This is a genomic window from Anaerococcus sp. mt242 (genome assembly GCF_016798225.1).
GTDB lineage: Bacteria > Bacillota > Clostridia > Tissierellales > Peptoniphilaceae > Anaerococcus.
Genome location: NZ_JAEUYX010000003.1, coordinates 1 through 20,961, shown reverse-complemented (window position 1 = coordinate 20,961; position 20,961 = coordinate 1). Strand labels below are relative to the sequence as shown.

The following is a 20,961-nucleotide window of genomic DNA, read 5'->3' as shown; positions in this document are numbered from 1 at the left end:
CTTATTCTCTTTCTTTTTCGACTACTTCGTACGCTTCCATAACATCTCCAACTTTGATGTCATTAAATCTGTTTAAGCCGATACCACCTTCATAACCATTTGCTAGTTCTTTGGCATCATCTTTAAATCGTTTCATTGATGTGATATCCCCATCAAAGATAACTACGTTGTCACGAAGAAGTCTAATTTTTGCTCTTCTTGGTACTGAACCACTTGTTACCATAACACCGGCAATAGTTCCGACACTTGGTACTCTAAATGTATCACGTACTTCTGCACGACCTAGGACTTCTTCAACAAATTCTGGATCAAGCATCCCTTTTATAGCTTTTTCTACATCTTCTATTGCTTCATAGATTACGCTATATGTTCTAATTTCAATACTATTATCTTTTGCTCTTTCCATTGCCCCTTGGGTTGGACGAACGTTAAATCCGATAATGATAGCATTTGAAGCTTGGGCTAAAAGTACGTCTGATTCTGTAATACCACCAACAGCTCCAGCTACTACTGAAACTTTTACTTCTTCATTTGAAAGTTTTAGAAGTGATTGGCTCATGGCATCTACAGTACCTTTTACGTCTGTTTTTACGATAATATTTAAGTCTTTTAGCTCACCTTCAGCTGCATCACCTGATATATCTTCAAGGCTTGCACCTTTTGCCATAAGACGTTCTTCTCTTTTTTGTTCTTCAGCACGTTGTGCATATGCCCTAGCAGTTTTTTCATCTTCTACTGCAAATAATTTATCTCCAGCTTCTGCTACATCAGATAAACCTAAGATTTGTACTGGTACAGATGGGCCTGCTTCTTTGATAGCATTTCCTTTTGAGTCAAACATAGCACGGATCCTACCTGAAGCTGATCCAGTAAGTACATAGTCACTTGCATGTAATGTACCTTTTTGTACTAGAACTGTTGCAACTGGACCACGAGCTTTGTCAAGTTGAGCTTCGATGATAAGACCAACAGCATCTCTATCTGGGTTTGCTTTTAGTTCTCTCATTTCTGCTACTAATAGAACCATTTCTAGTAAATCTTCGATTCCTTGGCCAGTTTTTGCAGAAACATCAACTGTGATGGTGTCCCCACCCCAATCTTCTGAAACTAATCCATATTCCATAAGCTCTTGTTTTACTCTATTTGGATCAGATTGTTCTTTATCCACTTTATTTACTGCAACAACTATTGGAATTTCAGCAGCTTTTGCGTGGTTGATAGCTTCTACAGTTTGAGGCATAACCCCATCATCAGCTGCTACTACTAAGATTGCAATATCTGTTGATTGAGCACCCCTCATTCTCATTTCAGTGAATGCTTCGTGGCCTGGAGTATCTAAGAATGTAATAGGTCTGCCATCTAAATCTACAGAATAAGCACCGATATGTTGTGTAATACCACCAGCTTCTCCGCTTGTTACGCGTGTGTTTTTAATTGCATCAAGGATAGAAGTTTTACCATGGTCTACGTGTCCCATAACTGAAACTACTGGTGCACGAGTAATTAAATCTTCTTCTTTATCTTCATAATCTAGGTCCATCGCTTGTTCTTCAATTGCAGAATATTCTTGTTCTAAAGTAATTTCTTTTCCAAAATCCATTGCTATTAATTCTGCCTGTTCAAATTCGATTGGGTCATTTAGACCTGCCATTACACCAAGTTGAATTAATTTTCCTATAACTGCATTTGGATTTTCGCCAATTTTTTCTGCAAAAGCTCCAACATTGATAACCTCAGGGATTTCTATTTTATCATTTGCTTCATTATTCTTAGCTTGTTGGTTATTAGACTTGTTTGATTTTGATTTTCTATTTTTCTTTTTACGATTTTTGTTAGGTTTATTTACTTCATAATCATCGTTGTCATCATTTTCAAAGTTTTTCTTAGATTTTGATTTTTTTTGATTTTTTGATTTATTAGATTTTCCGATTTTTTGTTTTGATCCGTGCATGCTTTCATCATCATCGTATTCATCCATATCATCGTACTTATCATTATTGCTAGTATTGATATTTTTCATATTTGATTTTTTATCTGTAGCCTTATTTGATTTTTGATTATTTTTAAGTTCTGTATTATTGTCTTTATTTTCTACTCTTGGTTTTTCTTTTGAATTCTCTTTATTATCAGATTTAGAATTTTCATTAAAGTACTCTTTAATCAATTCAAGATTATCTCCACTTACATTTGACATGTGAGATTTAATTCCCAATCCAAATTCCTTATTCAAAAGTTCAACCATTTCTTTTGCTGGCATTCCTTGTTTTTTTGCTAGTTCGTAAACTCTTATTTTATCAGCCATCTATTTCACCTCATTTTACTTCATAAGCTTCTAACTCCTCGTAAAGTTTGTCATCTATTTTTTGTTTAAATACACGATTAAGCTTATTATTTTTCCTAACATCTGAAAGACACTCACTATTTTTACAAATATAAGCACCTCGTCCGTTAAGTTTGCCACTTTCATCAATAACAACCCCTAATTCCTTGTTGTTTACAACTCTTAAGAGGTCATTTTTATCGTAAAGATTTCCGCAATTAATACATTTTCTTTGGGGAATCTTTTTTGTTTTTTTCATTTTCTACTGATCCTCATCTTCTTTATCACTTTCCCTGTGTGGGATAAGGTCAGATTCATCAGTATATACTTCATTGAGTTGACTATCATCTACATCGATTTGATTAGAAAGTTCATCGTTTTCTTCATCATAGATTTCTTCTAATGTATCGCTTGTGATGTCTTCTACCTGTTCATCAGATAAATCATCACTAGCATCTTCAATAATTTGTTCGTCAACGCTTGACATATCATCAGTAATTTCGTTTGGATTTTCTACTAAATTTTCATCTATCATAATGTCTTCATCTTCCATTTCTTGATTTAAACCCAAAATTTCATCGATATCTTCATTAGTCATATTATCGAAGTCCTCTTTTGATTTTATATCTATTTTCCAACCTGTAAGTCTTGCTGCAAGTCTTGCGTTTTGGCCTTCTTTGCCTATAGCAAGTGATAGTTGTTGGTCATTTACTACAACTAGTGATTGTTTATTTTTTTCATTTGTCAAAACTTCTATGATATCTGCTGGAGATAAGGCATTTGAAATGAATTCTTCAATATCTTTGTTATAGTTTATGATATCTATTTTTTCATTTTGAAGCTCTTCAACTATTGAATTTACACGAGCCCCCTTATAGCCTATACAAGCACCAACTGGGTCAATTGCTTCATCATTTGAGAAAACTGCAATCTTTGTACGAGAACCAGCTTCACGAGCAATGGAGTAAATTTCAATTACTCCTTCTGTAATTTCTGGCACTTCTAGCTCAAAAAGTCTTGTTACAAGATTTTCGCTTGTACGAGAAAGGATAATTTGTGGTTCTTTTGATGAATTTTTAACATCTTTAATTAAAAACTTCATTCTCTCGTTGGGAATATATTTTTCATTCACCACCTGTTCCTTAACTGGAACGATGCCCTCGATTTTATCAAGGTTTACATAAAGATTGTAGTTATCTTGTCTTTGGATAGTTCCTGTTATCATTTCGTTTTCACGATCTAGGTACTCTCCATAAACAGAATCTCTTTGTGCATCTCTAATTTTTTGGATGACAATATTTCTAGCTGTTTGTGCTGCAACTCTACCAAAGTTTTTTGGAGCAATTTTTATTCTTGCAACATCCCCTATTTCTAAATTGCTATCAATTTCTTCTTTTGCTTCTTTTAGAGAAATTTCGTTTATATTATCATTAACATCATCTACAACTTCTCTTAAGGCAAAAACCTCTATATCCCCAGTTTGTTTATCAACTATAACATCTACATTTTCTGCGTTATCATAATTTTTTTGATAACTTTTTACTAGGGCTTTTTCTAATGCATCTAAGATTACATCCTTATCAATGTTTTTATCTTTTTCTAGCTCCTCTAAGGCTAGTATAAACTCTTCATTCATCAGTTCTCCTTAAAACACAATCTCAATTTTTATTTGTTTTATATCTTCTTTTTCTACTTCTATTTCCTCTTGTTCATTTAAAGAAAATACATAAGTTTTTTCATTTATTTCATCTATATAGCCTACAAAGCTTTCACCATTTTTCATTACTACTTTTAAAAGCTCACCAGCGTTTCTTTCAAGGTCCCTATCAGTTTTTAGGGGTCTTGATAAATCTTGGGATGAAACTTCTAAATAGTATTGGCCTTTTATTAAATCAAGTTCATCCAATTTTTCATCTAAAAATGTACTTACCTTTTCACAATCATCGATTGTAATGCCGTTTTCATTATAGATAAAAAATGTTAAGGTTTTGCCATCCTTTGTTGTTTTAAATTCTATATCAACTAATTCATATCCTAAGTTTTTTATATCATCTTCAAAGGTTTCTTTAAGGTTTGTTATTAAATCCATCTTACCATCCTTTGCCTATACATATTAAAAGAGCGGATACCTTGCCCACTCTTTGATAGAAATATTATACTGCAAAGCTTACTTTATTCAATAATATATAAGCTAATGGAAGCTCAGATTTTATTGATAATTTTTTTACGAAAAATTTGCTTTTATCTGTTAATTGAGTTTATAATATAGCTATATAATACATATTATTTTGATAGGAGGTTTATATGTTATTATTCTTAATTGGTATTTTCATCCTCCTAGTTGGTGGTTACTTTTATTCAAAATACGTTGAAAGCCAACTAGATTTAGATGATAGACCAACACCAGCTGTTTCTAAAGCTGATGGTATTGACTTTGTTGCTATGCCAAAATGGAAAAACTGGCTAATTAATCTATTAAATATTGCAGGTACTGGCCCAATTTTAGGACCTATTCAAGGTATCCTTTTTGGAAAAATTGCCTTTTTAGCAATTCCAATAGGTTGTGTAATTGCAGGTGCCACCCACGACTTTTTAGTAGGTACTATGTCAATGAGAAATGGTGGAGCTCAAGTTCCAAAGCTTGTTGGTAAATACTTAGGTAATGGTACTAGAAAAATTTATAATATAGTTATAGGAATCTTACTTCTTTTAACTGGTACTGTTTTCGTTTATACACCTGGAGACTTACTTGCAAATGATGTTATGGGTCTTGCTGATGGTTCAAAAGGAATTTGGATTATATACGGGATTATTTTCTTATATTACATACTTTCTACAGTTCTTCCAATAGACCAACTTATCGGTAGAATTTATCCACTATTTGGTGCATTTTTAATTATTTCAGCTGTTGGAGTTTTATTTGGAGTTCTTACAAAAGGAGCTTCTCATCTAGAGTTTCAAGGAGCAGGATATTTAAGTGAACACCCACTTGGCCAAAGATTTATACCAGCATTCTTTATTACTGTTGCCTGTGGTATACTTTCTGGTTTCCATGGTTCTCAAGTAACATTAGTTTCAAGAACAGTTGCAAGTGAAAGAGAAAACAGAGCTACATTCTACTCAACAATGATTGCTGAGGGTGTTATAGCTATGGTTTGGGCTGCTGGTGCAATGGTTATATTCTCACAAGGAATTGTTCCATTAGATACAAGAGCTACTTTAATGGTAGGAGAAATTTCAAAATATTTCATGGGTAACATCGGTGGTCTTCTAGCAATTATCGGGGTTATCGTACTTCCAATCACATCTGGAGATACTGCATTTAGATCATTAAGATTAATCGTAGCTGAAGAATTAAATATCGATCAAAAAGTTCCTGTAAAAAGAATTGCTGTTGCTGCAGTACTATTTATACCAGCTATTTTAATCCTGGTTTGGGCTAAAAACGATCCAAACGGATTTAACTTATTGTGGAGATACTTCGGATTTACAAACCAATTAGTAGCAATCTTTGCTCTAGCAACTGCAACAAGCTATCTATTAAATAACCATAACAATTACTGGATTGCATTAATACCAGAATTATTCTATGCATTTATTGTATTCTCATTTATCATTTCTGATAAGGGAGTAGGATTTGGTGCTGATTATAATATTGCATACATCTTAGGAGCAATTATCAGTTTAGTAATAGCTGTTCTAACAGTTAGAAAAGCTCGCAAAAATCAAGATAGAATTGCAAATATTATATTAAACTAACAATTAAATTTGAGGAGATTTAATCTCCTCATTTTTTTAAAGGATTTTAGATGAAATTTATTTATAGTGAAAAAGCTAAAAATTATATAAATAAAAATAATATTAAAAAAATTTTTATAAGAGAAGATATCGAACGCGGAATGGGTTGCTGTGATTTAGGATCTATAAAGTTAAAAATCAGTCAGAAAGGTGGTAATGAAGAAAATTATAAAAAAGAAGTTTCTGATTTAGTTACAACCTATTATGACCCAAGACTTGAATCCTTACTAGTCAATTGTCCTCAAGTAGAGATATCAGTTTTTGGAATTGGAAATAGAAAAAGTTTCTATACCGCAACTGAGTTTTCACCTTTAAATTCATAAAAAATTCCATTTTTAAAAAAATGGAATTTTTTATTTGCTATTTATTTATATCTATAATCCTATCGCATCTTCTAGCTATATCCATATCATGGGTTACAATCAAAATAGTTTTATTATAAGCACTTCTTAAATTTAAAAGTAGAGAAAAAACCTCATCGCTCATAATAGGATCTAAAGATCCAGTTGGCTCATCTGCCAAAATTAAATCTCCTGGTTTTAGTACACATCTAGCCAAGGCTACTCTTTGGGCTTCTCCTCCAGATATAGTATTTATTTTTTGCTCTACTATATCTAAGATATCAAGCTTATCTAAAATTTCATTTATTTTTTTAGATTTTTCTTCATCTTTTATACTTACATACTCCATAGAAATTAAAAGATTTTCTCTAACAGTTTTTTCACTTATCAAAGCATTTGTTTGAAAAAGATAATTTATTTCATTTCTCCTTAGTGATGTAGCTTCTTTACTATTAAGATTAGGAAGTTTTTCTCCCTTTAGTAAGATCTTTCCACTATCATAAGTTTCTAAAAGTCCAATCATATTTAAAAGAGTTGATTTGCCTGAACCACTTTTTCCAACTATCGCTACTATCTCATTTTCATCTATTGAAAATGATAAATCATCTATTATTTTTCTATTACCATAAGACTTAGAAATATTATTTAATTCTATATGTTTCATTTTTATCCCCTATTTTAAAAACTCTACTAACATTTCAAACTGATTTTTATTGGTAAACTTTCTTAATAGTATAAGCTCAATTAAAGCAAAAATGATACCAAAGCATATACCAAATATTGACCCATTAAATATTGCAATTATTAAGTTTATAATACTTGCAACTATCACCATTATATAAATTGGCTTATATATTTTTTTATTATCATAGCCTAAGAACTTTTTGATATTTACTTCTTCTAGGTATATCTCCCTATAAAGGTTTATGAGTGCAGATAATATCGCTGCCGATATCCCAAAAAACAGTAAGCCAACTAATAAAAATGTAAAGATAGCTTGGGTTAGACTTCTAATCATGCCACCTATCAGTTCTCTTATCTGAACAAATTCAGGTTTATTATCATCAATATTATATTTTTTATAGTATTCATTATTTACAAACTTATCATAAGCCTCTTGATTTAATTTTATTTCTGAATTAGTTTCTCCACCAGTTACTAAATTTAATGTTTCAAGAACACTCATATTATTAGTATTAACATAGTTTATAACTGGATTTTTAGATGTAACCGGAAATTCTTCACCAAACATTTCATCATCAATGTTGCTTGGATAGGCAAAATAATCTTTATTATTATCATAGCTAAAGAACTTAATCCCTTTAAACTTTATATCAAAATTTTCCCTATCGCTATCATCAGTGTCATCAAGAAACATTTTTTCATCCATCTCTGTTAAAGATGTCTCCAAGGACTTTCTATCTTCTTTTGAAAAACTTTTTGGTATCAGATAAACTCTATAACCTTCATTAGCAAAATTTTCCATTTCATCTGTCACTTTTACTTGCATATCATCTTCTATATAATTTTTATTAGCAGTAAATAAGAGATAAGAAAAATTAGGTGCATGATTATATAGCCCCATTTCTTTCACTTCTTTATTCCAATTTTTTCTACGAAAGTCTGTACTTATAAATTTAACTCCATCATCATTTTCTATAGACTCATAAAATTTATAAAAATCTCTGTGAAAACTCATAGGAGTACGAGAGTGATCACCCTCAAAATCATCTCCTTCGTAAAAAGAAGTACTTACATAATAATCAGATACATTTTCCCATTCATTTTTAGTAACTATCTGATCTTTTAACTCGATTATCATATTATCTATATCCATAAAGGATAAGGCACTTGTTGAAGTATTAAATATCATAAATAAAATTATGCCAAAAATAAGTAAGCCCTTTTTTGATGTCCTGCCATGGATAGCATCTATTGGCTTAACAGTTCTTAAGATTAGTGATATTAAAAATTCAAAAAGTAAAAATATAGCTAGATTTATTATCCCTGCTAGCAAAAATACCGAGTAAAATTTTAAAGTATTAAAGCTTCCCATAGTTAAGATAAAGCCATAGGGAATAAATAAAAGTGGTGAAAAATATGCTATTTTATTTACAGGTTTATATATACTTTTTATATAAGATTTTTTAGACCAACCTTGAAGGAGGTAAACTCCCATATTCTTTAAGGACGATACTGTTGTAGTAGTTAAAATTGTTATAATTATTAAAGTTAATACTGCATAAATAATTATAAAGGTAAGGGAAGATCCACCTCCCATTATAGCTGATCCACCATTTGAGGTTTTAATATCATCTACACTTAGTCCGGTTACCTTAGATAATCCTTCATAAAATCTATTTACACCTTCATCGTCTAGGCCAACTAGCTTATATTCACCATTAAACCCTCCAATTTTTCCAGTTCCGGTTAAATTTATAAAAAAATAACTATCCCCTAAAATAAATCTAGGAGTGGACTCTATCATACTATAATCTCCTCCTAGCAGACCAATAGTCCCACCCTTATCTAAATTTTTAAAACTATTATCTGAAGCATATTGCTTATCCAAAAACTTTAAATTTAATTTTTCTTTATTAGCCTCATAGTTCCCACTCATCCAATAGCCATGAACTAATTTTTTTCCAGTATAGTCAGTACCTTCGACTTTTTTTATCATTAAGGCCTGGTTTTCCTTTAAAAAATCATCTATGTAATCTCCTACTTCATTGCCTTTAGTTATATCAATATTATTTATAGAGATCTCTTTGTAATCGCTAACTAAATTATCAAAGTTTTCCGTATATTTTTGATCTAAATAAAGGCTTGTTACTACAGCAAATATTATTGATTGTATGACTATCAAAACTATAAGTAACTTGTAACTTGCACTCCTTTTCATAATAACCTCCAAATTCAATAGCACCAGTGTGTTATGTTTAGTATAACACCTTACTTATAGTGAGTCAATCATTTTTAGTTTTATCAAAATATATATTAGAAATTCTAAATAAAAAAATTAAAACAAAAAAACTGCTATTATAAAAATAGCAGTTTAAAACTAAAACATCCCATCAAATAAGCTCATTTGATTTTCTTCTTGGATGCCATCTATAATTCCAAAAGTTTTTAGGCTTTCTAGGGCATTTTTATTTACTTTTGTTCTTTTATTAAAATCTTCAATAGATATGAACTCTCCCTTTTCTCGTTCTTCTACTATATCTAGAGCCATAGCCTCTGATACATTGTCTACAGAACTTAAAGGTGGAATTAAATATCCATTTTCTTCGTTTAAGATAAATTTTATAGCATCTGATTTGTACAAATCAGCCTTATCAATTTTAATATCTCGGGCATACATTTCTTCTGCAACTTCTAATACTTTTCTGATATTTTCATCTCTTGCAGTTAAGTCAAATCTCTCTTTATAACTACTTAGAGCTGTTTGGATAGATCCTAGACCATTTATTATTATTGAATATACAAAATCATTAACTTTTGTATTAAAGTATGTTGCATAAAATGCTGCTGGATAATAAACTTTGTAATAAGCTATTCTATAACTCATCAAGCAATAGGCTACAGCATGAGCTTTTGGGAATAGATATTTTATTTTTAGGCAAGATTCTATATACCATTCAGGTACACCGTTATCTCTCATATAATCTACTTGTTCTTCTGATAAAGCCCTACCCTTTCTAACAATTTCCATGATTTGGAAAGACTTTTTCTTATCAAGACCTTGCTGGATAAGGGAGTTCATTATGTCATCACGGGTTGAGATGATTTCATTAAAGTTTGCAATTTTTGCCATAATTAGATCTCTGGCATTATTATTCCAAACATCTGTACCATGGGATAGTCCTGATATACGGGTCATTTCTGAAAACTTTGTTGGATAAGTTTCTTTAAGCATGCCCCTTACAAAATTTGTACCAAATTCTGGAATTCCCAAGGTACCTATTTCATTATTTGAAAAATCATGTTTTATATCTAAGGGATCCGTTGATGAGAAAATCTTCATTACATTTGGGTCACCCATTTTTATTTTGAGTGGATCTGTACCTGTTAAATCTTGTAAGGCACGGATGATGGAGGGCACATCATGGCCTAGTAAGTCGAGCTTTAATAAAGTTTCATGCATCATATTGTAGGTAAAATGGGTTGTCTTAATATCACCTGCCGGATCATCTGCTGGATACTGGATAGGTGTTATATCAAAGATATCTATATCATTTGGCACGACTATAAGTCCGCCAGGGTGTTGGCCTGTAGTTCTTTTTACATCTTTAAGCCCTCTTTGAAGTTTTCTAATTTGAGCATTGGTAAATTCTTCATGGTATTCTTCAGAATATTTTTTGATATAACCAAAGGCCGTGTTATCTTGGATAGCTCCTATGGTTCCTGCACGAAATACCTTGCCCTCACCAAATAATTCTTCAGTAAATCTATGGATGGTTGGTTGGTATTCACCAGCAAAGTTTAAATCTATATCTGGCTCCTTATCTCCCTCAAATCCTAAGAAAACTTCAAATGGGATATTGTGCCCATCTTTTCTTAAAGGAGTTCCACATTTTGGACAATCCTTATCTGGATAGTCTATTCCGGCCCCTAACCTATCTTCTTCAAAAAATTCACTGTGTTTGCAGTTTGGGCAAACATAATGAGGCGACAATGGATTTACTTCTGTAATATCTGCCATTGTTGCCGCAAAAGAAGAACCAACCGATCCTCTAGATCCTACTAAGTAACCGTCTTCGTTGGATTTCCCTACTAGGTCTTTTGCAATTATATAAAGAACTGCATATCCATTTGAAATTATGGAATTAAGCTCTTTGTTTAGTCTATCTTCTACAATTTTTGGCAGTGGATTTCCATAGATTGAGTAGGCTTTTTCAAAACAAGTATTTCGAAGTTTTTCATCTGACCCATCAATTACTGGTGGGAAAGTACCAGGAGGAATAGGTCTGATATCCTCAATCTCATCAGCAATTTTTTTAGGATTGATAATTACAATATCTCTTTGCGTATCCTTATCCAAATATGAAAAACCTTCCAACATCTCATTTGTAGTTCTAAGATAATATAGTGGTTTGTTTTCATGATATCTAAAATATTGGCCTTTATGAAGGATATTTCTTAATATATAATCATCTGGTTTAAAATATCTTACCCCACCTGTAGCTACCACTAATTTATTATTTGCATTTCCTAGTTCAATTATTTTTTTGTTTATATCTATGACTTGGTCAAGATTCCTAACCCTACCTTTAGAAACTTCATCGGCAAAGATGCCAAGTGGTTCAACTTGGAAAAAGTCAAATAATTCTATTAATTCATCAATCTTTTCTTGTGGATAGCCATCAAGTAGATACTTAAAAAGCATACTTTCATGTCCACCACTACCAATTATAAGACCTTCCCTATGCTCTTTTAAGATAGATATCGGTGTCTTTGCTTCATTATTAAAATTTTTCATCCTTGATTTTGAAATTAGCTTGTATAAGTTTTTTAGACCGATTTCATTTTTTGCATAAACAAGGGCAGAAAAGTTTTCATATTTTGACTTTGGATAATGAGTTTCAAGCTTATTTATAGTTGATAAATCAAGATCTTGCTTCATTATCATTTCATACATTTTTATAAAAATTTGAGCTGTAGCTCTTGCGTCATCACTTGCCCTGTGGTGGTTAAAGGATGGAATATTTAATTTTTTAGCAATCTTATCTAGGGAAAATCTACCCATATCTTCAAAAAGAGCTCTGGCCATAGGCAAAGTATCCATATAAATAGGATCAAAATTTAGCTTTAAGTTTCTAGCGTTTTCTCTTACAAAACCAATATCAAAGTCTGAGTTTTGTCCGACTAGGATTGCATCACCCGCAAATTTTAAAAATTTAGGCAAAACCTCATCGATTTTTGGCTTATCCATTACCATTTCATTTGTAATACCAGTTAGTTCAATAACTTTTTCTGGGATTAATTGTTCTGGATTTACTAGCTCATTAAATTCTTCTGTGATTTCTCCATTTTTTATTCTAACAGCACCTATTTCTGTGATTTTATCGGCAAATCTTGAAAGACCTGTAGTTTCTAAGTCAAAAACTACAAATTCTTGGTCTTTTATATCTTTTGTAGTTGGGACAGGATTAGATGAAAGATTGGTTAAAATTCTTAATTCATCTTCTACAAGCAAAAGTTCAGCACCCGGCAACATTTTCTTTCCAGTCTTACTTATTGCATCGTATAAGTCTGGCAAGCCTTGTAAGGTTTCTGTATCTGTAATACCAATTGCCTCCCATTCCCAATCTGTTAAAACTTTTAAAATATCAGTATTGTCTACAAAACCATCTAGATTTGTCATCTTTGTATGAACTTCTAATTCAATTCTTTTTTCATAGGCGGTATCTGTTTTTTTGCTGATAAGTGCTTCTTTTAAAATATTTGCTGTAAAAATTTCTTCGTGGGCATAATCATCATAATTTAGTACACCCTCAACTTGCACAGCAACGCCATCTCTTAAAAGTCTTAGCTTTTCTTTATTTTTTTCAGATGAGAATATCTTACAAGAAATAGCATCAGTGCTATCCTCTAGGTCAAATGTATAGATAAAATAATGATTTTTGGTTTCAAAAACATCAAGATTATAAACAGTACCGATTAGTGAAACACGTAATCCCTTTTTATCATAAATTTCTGCTATGGGAATCACATCATTTTTTATCTTGCCACCATAATCAAGACCATCAACAGGTTCGATTTCTTTTTTTTCTTCCTTATGGCTAAGGTTTATAGCATGGCTTATACGGGCCTGAAGATCTTTTTCTTTTTGATTTAGAAGATCTGAGACAGCATCTTGCTCACAATTTTCAGAAATATTTTCTACTAGCTCTTTTGGTTTTGAACCTAAGTCCTTATCCTCGATAATTTCTACCTCGTTTATGTCAGGCTCAACTTCATTGCCACATACATCCTCATTAATATCTGGAGATAAGTTTACAAATTCAATTGTGAGTGTTACAAAGGATAAAAAATCATCAAGCTCTACCCTTACCTTATCATCAAAATGATCTAGGTCTGACTCAACAGTTAATTTTAATTCATTGGTATTTTTATAGTATATTGCATTTGTAATAGTGTATTCATTTTCTTTGATGTCAACAAATCTGCTTAAATCAATCTTCATTCTTATAGCTTTCTTTTAATACATCTAAAAGTGTATCTACTATTTCATCTTCCTTTACTTTTTTAATTGTCTTTCCATCTTTAAATAAGAAACCCATACCATTTGCAGCAGAAATTCCATAATCGGCTTCCTTGCTTTCGCCAGGTCCATTTACTGGACAACCCATAATGGCTACTTTGGCGTCGATATTTAATCCAGAAGCTTTTTCTTCTACTTCTGCTACTATTTCTTCAAGGTTAACTGTAGTTCTTGAGCAAGTTGGGCAAGATACAATATCTAAACCATCACGACGTAAATTTAAAGCTTTTAGAATTGCTTTTCCAGCTTTGATTTCTTCAACTGGATCGCCAGTTATTGAAACTCTGATTGTATCTCCAATACCATCTTTTAGTAAAGATCCAATACCTATTGATGATTTTACAAGGGCTTGGTAAAGTGGTCCTGCTTCTGTCACTCCTAAATGAAGTGGATAATCTACTAATGAAGACAATTTTCTATAAGCATCTATCATGATATTTACATCTGATGATTTTACAGATATTTTCATATCATAAAAATCCATATCTTCTAGGATTTTTATCTCTTCTATAGCGCTAGCTACTAGGCTATCTGCATTTACTCCACCAAATTTATCTACTATTTCACGGGAAATAGAACCAGAATTTACACCAATTCTTATTGGAATATTTTTGCTTTTACATGCTTCTACAATTTCACGTACCTTATCCTCGCTACCAATATTTCCTGGATTGTATCTTAGACAATCACAACCATTTTCAACTGCAGCTAGGGCAAGTTTGTAGTCAAATTGGATATCAGCAACAAATGGCAAATTAGTTCTTTTTTTGATTTCACTAATTGCTTTTGCATCATTCATATCATTTATGGCTGACCTTGAAATATCACATCCTGCTTCTTCTAGGGCATTTATTTGGCTGACAACAGCATCAATATCACTTGTTTTTGCAGTGGTCATTGATTGGATAGAAATAGGAGAGTCACCTCCAATTGCAACATCTCCTACATAAATTTTTCTAGTTTCTTTTCTCATTACATCTCCTTAAAAAAGTGTAAATATATCTTTAACTGTGATTATTAATATCAAACTGATTAATATTATAAAACCAACAATAGTAACTCTTTCTTCAATTTTTTTGTTAACCCTTTTTTTCGTAATCATCTCATAAAGATTGGTTACAAGCTTTGATCCATCAAGGGCTGGGAATGGTATCAAATTGAAAACACCAAGGTTTACGCTAATGTAGGATAAGAAATATAAAACATTCATAATCCCACTTTGAGCTTGGTTGCCAATTTCCTTTACTACACCAACCGGTCCTGATAAGGCACCAAATGATAACTTTCCAGTTATAAGCATGCCTAAAATATTAAATATCATTTTGAAATTGCGCCAAGTCTCACTAACTCCTAGACCAACGGCCTCTAGAAAACTAACATTTCTCATTTTTGAAGTGATACCTAAAAGTGGTATATCATTTTCAAAAGTTGGTGTAATATTATAATTTTTAGTCTCTCCATTGTTAGTATCTTTTACTTTAACTTCAACTGCTTTGTCTTTTGCGTTGCTAGCATAATAATCTCTAAGTACATTTGAAATATCAGTAAATTCCTTAATTTCCTTATTGTCTATAGAGACTATCTCATCATCAACACTGATTCCAGCTTCTTTTGCAGGTGAATTTTCAGCAAAACCCCCAACAAAATTTGTACTTGTTCCAGTATTAAATACTACAATAGTAAAAACTATAATTGCTAAAAGTAAATTCATGACTGGTCCTGCAAGTATAGTCAAAAATCTTTTGAATGCAGGCGCATTGTCATAGCTTCTTGGATCAGTCGAAGATTCTTCTTCACCCTCCATGGCACAGTATCCACCGATAGGCAAAGCACGTAGCGAATATTTTGTTTCACCATTTTGCTTGCTAAATATTTCAGGCCCCATGCCAACAGCAAATTCATTTACTTTAATATCTGATAATTTTGCCACAATAAAATGTCCAAACTCATGGATGGTTACCAAGGCTAAAAACATTATAAGGGCAATAATAATTGTTCCCATTTCTCCTCCTTACAAAACAGAAAATAAATAAAATAAAGGAGCGATAAATATCATAGAGTCAAAGCGATCCATGATCCCCCCATGACCTGGAATAAGATTTCCAAAGTCCTTTATTCCTGTCTTTCTTTTTATATATGATGCTACCAAATCACCAATTTGCGATAGTATAGCACCTAGTGCTGAAAATATAATTACTAAACTAATATCTAAATGAAGTCCAGAATAGTGATTATAAATTAAATTTAAAATCACAGCCCCAATTATCCCGCCAATTGATCCTTCCAAGGTTTTATTGGGACTAATATGACTTACTGATTCAATTTTTCTTTTACCAACAAGAGATCCAGTAAGATAAGCAAAGGTATCAGAACCCCAAGCAGTAAGATATAGCATCCATAAATATCTTGTATCATGAGTTTTTACAATAGAGCCCATAAGTCCTGCCACATAAATTAAAATAAATATATGTACTAGTATATCATCTAAATTTCTTTTTTCATCAAAGATTAATATGCCAAATATAATTGCAAATGAAAGGGTGATACTAACTGCAAAAAGTTCTCTTTCCTTGGCAAAACTTGCTGCCATAATTAATAAATTAGAAAAATAAAGCAAGGGCTTATTAAATCTAAATCCTATTTTACAAAAGGCATCTGTTAGCTCTTTTATTGCAATTAGCGAAAAAATTGTAAATCCAATTGCAAGACTGATTTTGCCAAAATATGTGATTGCAAATAACACAAGAAGGATTATAGCCCCACCCAAAGTTCTCTTAATTAGATTCATCAAGTGCTCCAAATCTTCTATTTCTATTTGCAAAAGCCTCAAGAGCCTTGTCAAGCTCGTCTTCATCAAAATCTGGCCACAAAACATCAGTAAAATATAATTCAGAATAGGCAATTTGATATATCAAAAAGTTTGATATGCGTAATTCTCCCCCCGGTCTGATCAATAAATCTGGATCAGGAATACTAGCAGTATAAAGATTTTCAGAAATTAAATTTTCTGTGATTTTATCAGGACTATATCCTTTTTCAACAATTTGTTTTACAGCATAGACAATTTCATCCCTGCCCCCATAATTTAGGGCGATGTTTATAAACAAAGACTTATTATTTTTTGTTTTTTCTAATGCCTTGTTAACTGCATCACGTGTTGCATCTGGTAAGGCAGACAAATCTCCCAAGAAATTAATTCTGCAATCTTCTTCCATAAGCTGATCTATCTTTTTTTCAACAAATTTTATCAACAGCTTCATTAAATAATCCACTTCACTAGCTGGTCTTTTCCAGTTTTCAGTAGAAAAAGCATATAAAGTAAGGTATTTTACCCCACGTTTTTTTGCATGAATTGCAATATCCACGACATTTTCCGCCCCCTTTTTGTGGCCAAAAGTTCTTGGCTTATTTTGTCTTTTAGCCCAGCGTCCATTGCCATCTAAGATAATTGCAAGGTGATTTGGTGTATTTAAAGTATCCATAATTCCCTCTTCTAAAAGTCTAGCAATATTATACCATTTTTTAAAGCAAAATTTGGAATCCACTTTGCAATTATTTACCAATATTTTTTCTTATGTTATAATCGGATTGGTTTAGATTTTTTAGGCAGGATACCTTTGATCCTAGCTAGTATAAAAATTAAAATCAAGAGTTATAAATAGAACGGTATCTATATCGAACCGTATCAGGAGGCAAAAATGAATAAAAAAACTCTATCCAGCAGAAAATTAACTACTGCTGCAGTTCTTGGTGCTATCACTATTGTTTTAGGACTTACCCCACTTGGACTTATTCCTTTAGGGATCATAAATGCAACAACAATGCATATTCCAGTTATTATTGCAGCAATTGTAGAAGGTCCTGTTGTTGGGGGACTTGTCGGACTTATTTTTGGAGTCTTTTCTCTGATAAATGCAGTAATAAGGCCAACACCTATTTCTTTTGTATTTTACAATCCACTGATTTCAGTCATTCCGCGTATTTTAATAGGAATTACTTCTTATTATGCTTACACATCTGTTAAGAAGTTTGATGATAAAAATTTAAAAACTGCATCAAAGATACTTTGGTCCTTACTTTTGATATTTTTAGCTTTTATTTTGTACAAAAATATTAAAAACGGGGCTTCAAAAGTAAATATTATTTTAGTAATAATTTTAATTATAGTTTGCTTAGGCCTATTTTATTATTCTAATAAAACAGCAACCAAAGATTTTCCTATAGCTATCGGTGCCTTTGTCGGATCAATGACTAATACTATATTAGTTTTAACTGGGATATATTTAATTTATGCTCAAAAATATGTAGAAGCTTTAAATATCCCATTAGAAAATGCCAGGTCAGCCATACTTGGTGTATCTATCACATCCGGTTTGCCAGAGGCATTTTTATCAATAATTATTACAAGTGGAGTAATAAAAGCAGTTTTAAAAGCGAGGAGATAAATGTTACTTGCAATTGACATAGATAATAAATTTACTAGTTTTGGGGTATTTGATGAGGAAGGTTTAATAGCAAATTTTAATTTTAAGACCGATCAAGATAAAACCGTAGATGAGCTTAATCTCTTAATTAAGTTGATGTTAAATGAATATAATATTTATTTTATAGATATTGATGATATTATAATTTCAACAGTAGTTCCAGAAATGGCATATACTTTTGAAAAAATTGCTGTAAATATTACAGGAAAAAAACCTATATTAATCTCTTCTGGCGTTAAAACCGGTCTTAACATAAAATGTGAAAATCCAAAAGATGTTGGATCTGATAGGATAATTAGAGCTGTCGGAGTAAATAATTTTGAAAATGATTTAATAATAATCTCTGCAGCAACTATAACCACAATAGATTTTATCAACAGCCAAAATCAATTTCTGGGCGGGGTTATTTTACCAGGTATTGATTTATATGCAAAATCATTAAATGAACAAAGCGCTAGGCTTCCAAAAGTTGAAATTTTAAAAAGTAATAAAGTCTTAGGAAATTCTACAAAAAAGGCAATACAAAACGGGATTTATCATTCTTATAATTTTTCTATAAATGGAATAATAGATAGAATAGTCATCCAAAATAAATTAAAAGTTGATAAGTTAAAAATAATCCTTACCGGTCCTTTTGTAGATATTTTAAATATAGAAAATTATAATTTTGAAATAATAGAAAATCTAGGACTTTACGGCTTACAAAAAATTTATAAATTAAATTAATAAAAAACTGCAGAAATTAATCTGCAGTTTTTTAATACTATTATTAAGCTTTAAAGTCTGGTTCTGGGTTTTTAGGTCCTCTTTCACCAAAGTTAAAGTCTTCTTTGTTTTTACCATAATCTACCATTACTTCTGGTGAATCTTCTTGGTGCATATAAACAGTGATTATTATTCCTTCATTTACATCATCAAGTGTTTTTAAAATTTCTTCAAGTTCTCCTTGTGTTCTTGCCTCAGCAGTTTTCATATTTGATTGACCCTTACTGAATGCTTGTGGAAGTAATGAGTAATCCCATTTTGGTATATCGTTATAATCTCTTTTCATGCCCATGATATAACGTTCAATTGTGTATCCGTCGTTATCGATTAGGAAAATAATTGGATTTTGTTTATTATAAATCATTCTTGATAGGGCTTGAGCACTTACTTGGAAGGAACCATCTCCTATTAATAGTATGTGGCGTTTTTCTGGACTTGCTAGCATACCACCCATTTGCATTGGAAGCATGGCTCCGATTGATCCCCAAATTTGACTTCTTACAAGTTTTACTCCATCAGGAATTTTTATTTCTGTAAGCCCATGACTAGCTGTACCAGTTTCTCCATAAACAACATCATTTTCTTTAAAGTATCTTGCAATTTGTGCATAGAAATCTTCTTGCATAATTAGTTTATCAGCTTCAAATTTGTATTCTTTTTCTTTTGTCTTATTTACACTTTCGATTTTTTCTCTTTGTGTAATGTTTTGTAGACCAAGTTCTACTAAGTCATTTACATAAACCGCTTCAAAGATTTCTTCGCCTACTTTTGTATAATCTGCATTGATAATAATTGCATCTTCTGGTAATTTTGATGTAAATTCCCCATTATTTGCTTGCATAAACACTGGCTCAATTGAAATTAGAAAGTCAGAGCTTTCAACCTTTTCTTGAACACCCTTATCTGATTCTTCACCTTGATAGATCCCTAAATATAACGGATGAGATTCATTATAATATGCTTTTGCTGTTGCAAGAACTGCAAATGGTACTTGGGATCTTTCGATTAATTCTAGCACTTTGTCAGCTACATCATATCTATCAACAGCTTCATCAATTAAAACAACTGGATTTTTAGCATTTACAAATCTCTCTGCAATTTTTTTAGCCGCTGCATCTAGCCTTTCATCATCAGATTTAGTTTTCTTTTTCTCAATTGGTTTTAAATCATCTTCGATTTTAATATCAAGGTAAGCAATATTTGAAGGTAGCTCAATATTTACAGACTTGCTGTATGTTACGGCTCTTTCAATTAACCTATCAATTTCATATCTTGCATTTTCGTGAGTAATTAAAACAGAATCATCCACAAATTCATTCATAGCACGACGAACATTTTCATAATCTCCATCGGCTAATGTGTGGTGGGTCATTTTTCTTTCTCTCATTGCAAATAGAGGTGGAGTACCAGAAATAATTATAATTGGTCTGTGTTCTGCAACAGATCCTGCAATACCACCTAGAGCATTAAGGTCCCCTACACTATAAGTAGTCATTAAAGCTGAAATTCCATTTTCATTTGCATACCCATCGGCCGCAAATGCAGCATTTAACTCATTAGACATACCTACAAATTCTATGTCTTTATCTTCTGAAATTTGCTCAAGGAATTCTAAGTTAAAGTCACCTGGTTCCCCGATAATGTGTTTTATATTTAATTCTTTAAGTCTTTTAAGAATATAATCTCCTATTGTAATTTTCATTATTATTCCTTTCTTTTCGTTGATTATCATTATTAATTACTATACCCAATATAGCAATCTTTACCAAAAAATATCAAGTTAATGAACCATTATAAATTTTAAATATTAATTTTGGCATTAAAAAAACTCCCAAATTTCTAAGGTGACCCCAAAAAGTTGGACTTAACATCAGGCATAGATTTATATCTGTGTCTGATGTTTTTGTTTGTACTTTTCCCTAGGGGAAAATCTATTTTTAAGCAGCATTCCTTCTTCTATATTCTACCGGTGATAAGTATCCTAATTTC

16 protein-coding genes are annotated in these 20,961 nt (G+C 31.7%); 4 read left to right on the top strand and 12 right to left on the bottom strand.

The window, feature by feature from the left end; translation table 11 throughout:
* Position 1: 1 nt before the first annotated feature.
* From infB to rimP, 4 genes are read right to left on the bottom strand one after another with little or no spacing between them, the layout of a single operon-like run.
* The gene (gene infB, locus JNO63_RS02150) at positions 2–2,302 is read right to left on the bottom strand and encodes a translation initiation factor IF-2 (RefSeq protein WP_203126770.1); all 2,301 of its coding nucleotides are present in this window, start codon (positions 2,300–2,302) and stop codon (positions 2–4) included.
* A gap of 10 nt (positions 2,303–2,312) precedes the next feature.
* Positions 2,313–2,579, bottom strand: a complete 267-nt coding sequence (gene rnpM / locus JNO63_RS02145; RefSeq protein WP_203126769.1) for an RNase P modulator RnpM — start codon at positions 2,577–2,579, stop codon at positions 2,313–2,315.
* A gap of 3 nt (positions 2,580–2,582) precedes the next feature.
* A complete protein-coding gene (gene nusA, locus JNO63_RS02140; RefSeq protein ID WP_203126767.1) occupies positions 2,583–3,956 on the bottom strand; it encodes a transcription termination factor NusA in 1,374 nt (457 codons plus the stop codon).
* Positions 3,957–3,965: 9 nt separating this feature from the next.
* Entirely contained in the window at positions 3,966–4,409 is a 444-nt protein-coding gene (rimP, locus tag JNO63_RS02135) for a ribosome maturation factor RimP (protein WP_203126765.1), read from the bottom strand.
* 215 nt (positions 4,410–4,624) lie between these two features.
* Here rimP and JNO63_RS02130 point away from each other — a divergent pair, with 215 nt between their 5' ends.
* Positions 4,625–6,079 (top strand): carbon starvation CstA family protein, encoded by a 1,455-nt coding sequence (locus JNO63_RS02130; RefSeq protein WP_203126764.1) that lies wholly within the window; start codon positions 4,625–4,627, stop codon positions 6,077–6,079.
* Between the two features lie 50 nt (positions 6,080–6,129).
* On the top strand, positions 6,130–6,441 hold the full coding sequence (locus JNO63_RS02125; RefSeq protein ID WP_203126763.1) for a hypothetical protein: 312 nt from the start codon (positions 6,130–6,132) through the stop codon (positions 6,439–6,441).
* Between the two features lie 37 nt (positions 6,442–6,478).
* Here JNO63_RS02125 and JNO63_RS02120 read toward each other — a convergent pair whose 3' ends face one another.
* The 7 genes from JNO63_RS02120 to JNO63_RS02090 form a co-directional block, all read right to left on the bottom strand.
* A complete protein-coding gene (locus JNO63_RS02120; protein WP_203126762.1) occupies positions 6,479–7,123 on the bottom strand; it encodes an ABC transporter ATP-binding protein in 645 nt (214 codons plus the stop codon).
* Positions 7,124–7,132: 9 nt separating this feature from the next.
* Positions 7,133–9,361, bottom strand: coding sequence for a hypothetical protein (locus JNO63_RS02115; RefSeq protein ID WP_203126761.1), 2,229 nt, complete (start codon positions 9,359–9,361; stop codon positions 7,133–7,135).
* Between the two features lie 159 nt (positions 9,362–9,520).
* Positions 9,521–13,645, bottom strand: a complete 4,125-nt coding sequence (locus JNO63_RS02110; protein WP_203126760.1) for a PolC-type DNA polymerase III — start codon at positions 13,643–13,645, stop codon at positions 9,521–9,523.
* Positions 13,635–14,696 carry a flavodoxin-dependent (E)-4-hydroxy-3-methylbut-2-enyl-diphosphate synthase gene (ispG, locus tag JNO63_RS02105; RefSeq protein ID WP_203126759.1) on the bottom strand — a complete coding sequence of 354 codons (1,062 nt, stop codon included), beginning with the start codon at positions 14,694–14,696 and terminating at the stop codon, positions 13,635–13,637. The genes JNO63_RS02110 and ispG overlap by 11 nt, the downstream gene beginning before the upstream one ends.
* 9 nt (positions 14,697–14,705) lie before the next feature.
* Positions 14,706–15,725, bottom strand: a complete 1,020-nt coding sequence (rseP, locus tag JNO63_RS02100; protein ID WP_203126758.1) for an RIP metalloprotease RseP — start codon at positions 15,723–15,725, stop codon at positions 14,706–14,708.
* A 9-nt stretch (positions 15,726–15,734) separates the two neighbouring features.
* On the bottom strand, positions 15,735–16,511 hold the full coding sequence (locus tag JNO63_RS02095; protein ID WP_203126757.1) for a phosphatidate cytidylyltransferase: 777 nt from the start codon (positions 16,509–16,511) through the stop codon (positions 15,735–15,737).
* Positions 16,498–17,205 carry an isoprenyl transferase gene (locus JNO63_RS02090; protein WP_203126756.1) on the bottom strand — a complete coding sequence of 236 codons (708 nt, stop codon included), beginning with the start codon at positions 17,203–17,205 and terminating at the stop codon, positions 16,498–16,500. Before JNO63_RS02090 ends, JNO63_RS02095 begins: the two co-directional genes overlap by 14 nt.
* Before the next feature lie 216 nt (positions 17,206–17,421).
* Between JNO63_RS02090 and JNO63_RS02085 the strand changes: the two genes are divergently transcribed.
* Together JNO63_RS02085 and JNO63_RS02080 are read left to right on the top strand one after the other, a co-directional pair.
* Positions 17,422–18,168, top strand: coding sequence for an ECF transporter S component (locus JNO63_RS02085; RefSeq protein WP_203126754.1), 747 nt, complete (start codon positions 17,422–17,424; stop codon positions 18,166–18,168).
* Positions 18,169–18,933: a type III pantothenate kinase gene (locus tag JNO63_RS02080; RefSeq protein ID WP_203126752.1), complete on the top strand. Its 765-nt coding sequence runs from the start codon at positions 18,169–18,171 to the stop codon at positions 18,931–18,933.
* A 43-nt stretch (positions 18,934–18,976) separates the two neighbouring features.
* On the opposite strand, the gene JNO63_RS02075 is transcribed toward JNO63_RS02080, so the two are convergent.
* On the bottom strand, positions 18,977–20,674 hold the full coding sequence (locus JNO63_RS02075; RefSeq protein WP_203126750.1) for an alpha-keto acid decarboxylase family protein: 1,698 nt from the start codon (positions 20,672–20,674) through the stop codon (positions 18,977–18,979).
* Positions 20,675–20,961 lie beyond the last annotated feature (287 nt).

What these genes read in the sequence shown, in the direction of transcription:
- infB (WP_203126770.1), bottom strand. Translation starts at nt 2,302, where the DNA reads ATGGCTGATAAAATAAGAGTTTACGAACTAGCAAAAAAACAAGGAATG.
- rnpM (WP_203126769.1), bottom strand. Translation starts at nt 2,579, where the DNA reads ATGAAAAAAACAAAAAAGATTCCCCAAAGAAAATGTATTAATTGCGGA.
- nusA (WP_203126767.1), bottom strand. Translation starts at nt 3,956, where the DNA reads ATGAATGAAGAGTTTATACTAGCCTTAGAGGAGCTAGAAAAAGATAAA.
- rimP (WP_203126765.1), bottom strand. Translation starts at nt 4,409, where the DNA reads ATGGATTTAATAACAAACCTTAAAGAAACCTTTGAAGATGATATAAAA.
- JNO63_RS02130 (WP_203126764.1), top strand. Translation starts at nt 4,625, where the DNA reads ATGTTATTATTCTTAATTGGTATTTTCATCCTCCTAGTTGGTGGTTAC.
- JNO63_RS02125 (WP_203126763.1), top strand. Translation starts at nt 6,130, where the DNA reads ATGAAATTTATTTATAGTGAAAAAGCTAAAAATTATATAAATAAAAAT.
- JNO63_RS02120 (WP_203126762.1), bottom strand. Translation starts at nt 7,123, where the DNA reads ATGAAACATATAGAATTAAATAATATTTCTAAGTCTTATGGTAATAGA.
- JNO63_RS02115 (WP_203126761.1), bottom strand. Translation starts at nt 9,361, where the DNA reads ATGAAAAGGAGTGCAAGTTACAAGTTACTTATAGTTTTGATAGTCATA.
- JNO63_RS02110 (WP_203126760.1), bottom strand. Translation starts at nt 13,645, where the DNA reads ATGAAGATTGATTTAAGCAGATTTGTTGACATCAAAGAAAATGAATAC.
- ispG (WP_203126759.1), bottom strand. Translation starts at nt 14,696, where the DNA reads ATGAGAAAAGAAACTAGAAAAATTTATGTAGGAGATGTTGCAATTGGA.
- rseP (WP_203126758.1), bottom strand. Translation starts at nt 15,725, where the DNA reads ATGGGAACAATTATTATTGCCCTTATAATGTTTTTAGCCTTGGTAACC.
- JNO63_RS02095 (WP_203126757.1), bottom strand. Translation starts at nt 16,511, where the DNA reads ATGAATCTAATTAAGAGAACTTTGGGTGGGGCTATAATCCTTCTTGTG.
- JNO63_RS02090 (WP_203126756.1), bottom strand. Translation starts at nt 17,205, where the DNA reads ATGGATACTTTAAATACACCAAATCACCTTGCAATTATCTTAGATGGC.
- JNO63_RS02085 (WP_203126754.1), top strand. Translation starts at nt 17,422, where the DNA reads ATGAATAAAAAAACTCTATCCAGCAGAAAATTAACTACTGCTGCAGTT.
- JNO63_RS02080 (WP_203126752.1), top strand. Translation starts at nt 18,169, where the DNA reads ATGTTACTTGCAATTGACATAGATAATAAATTTACTAGTTTTGGGGTA.
- JNO63_RS02075 (WP_203126750.1), bottom strand. Translation starts at nt 20,674, where the DNA reads ATGAAAATTACAATAGGAGATTATATTCTTAAAAGACTTAAAGAATTA.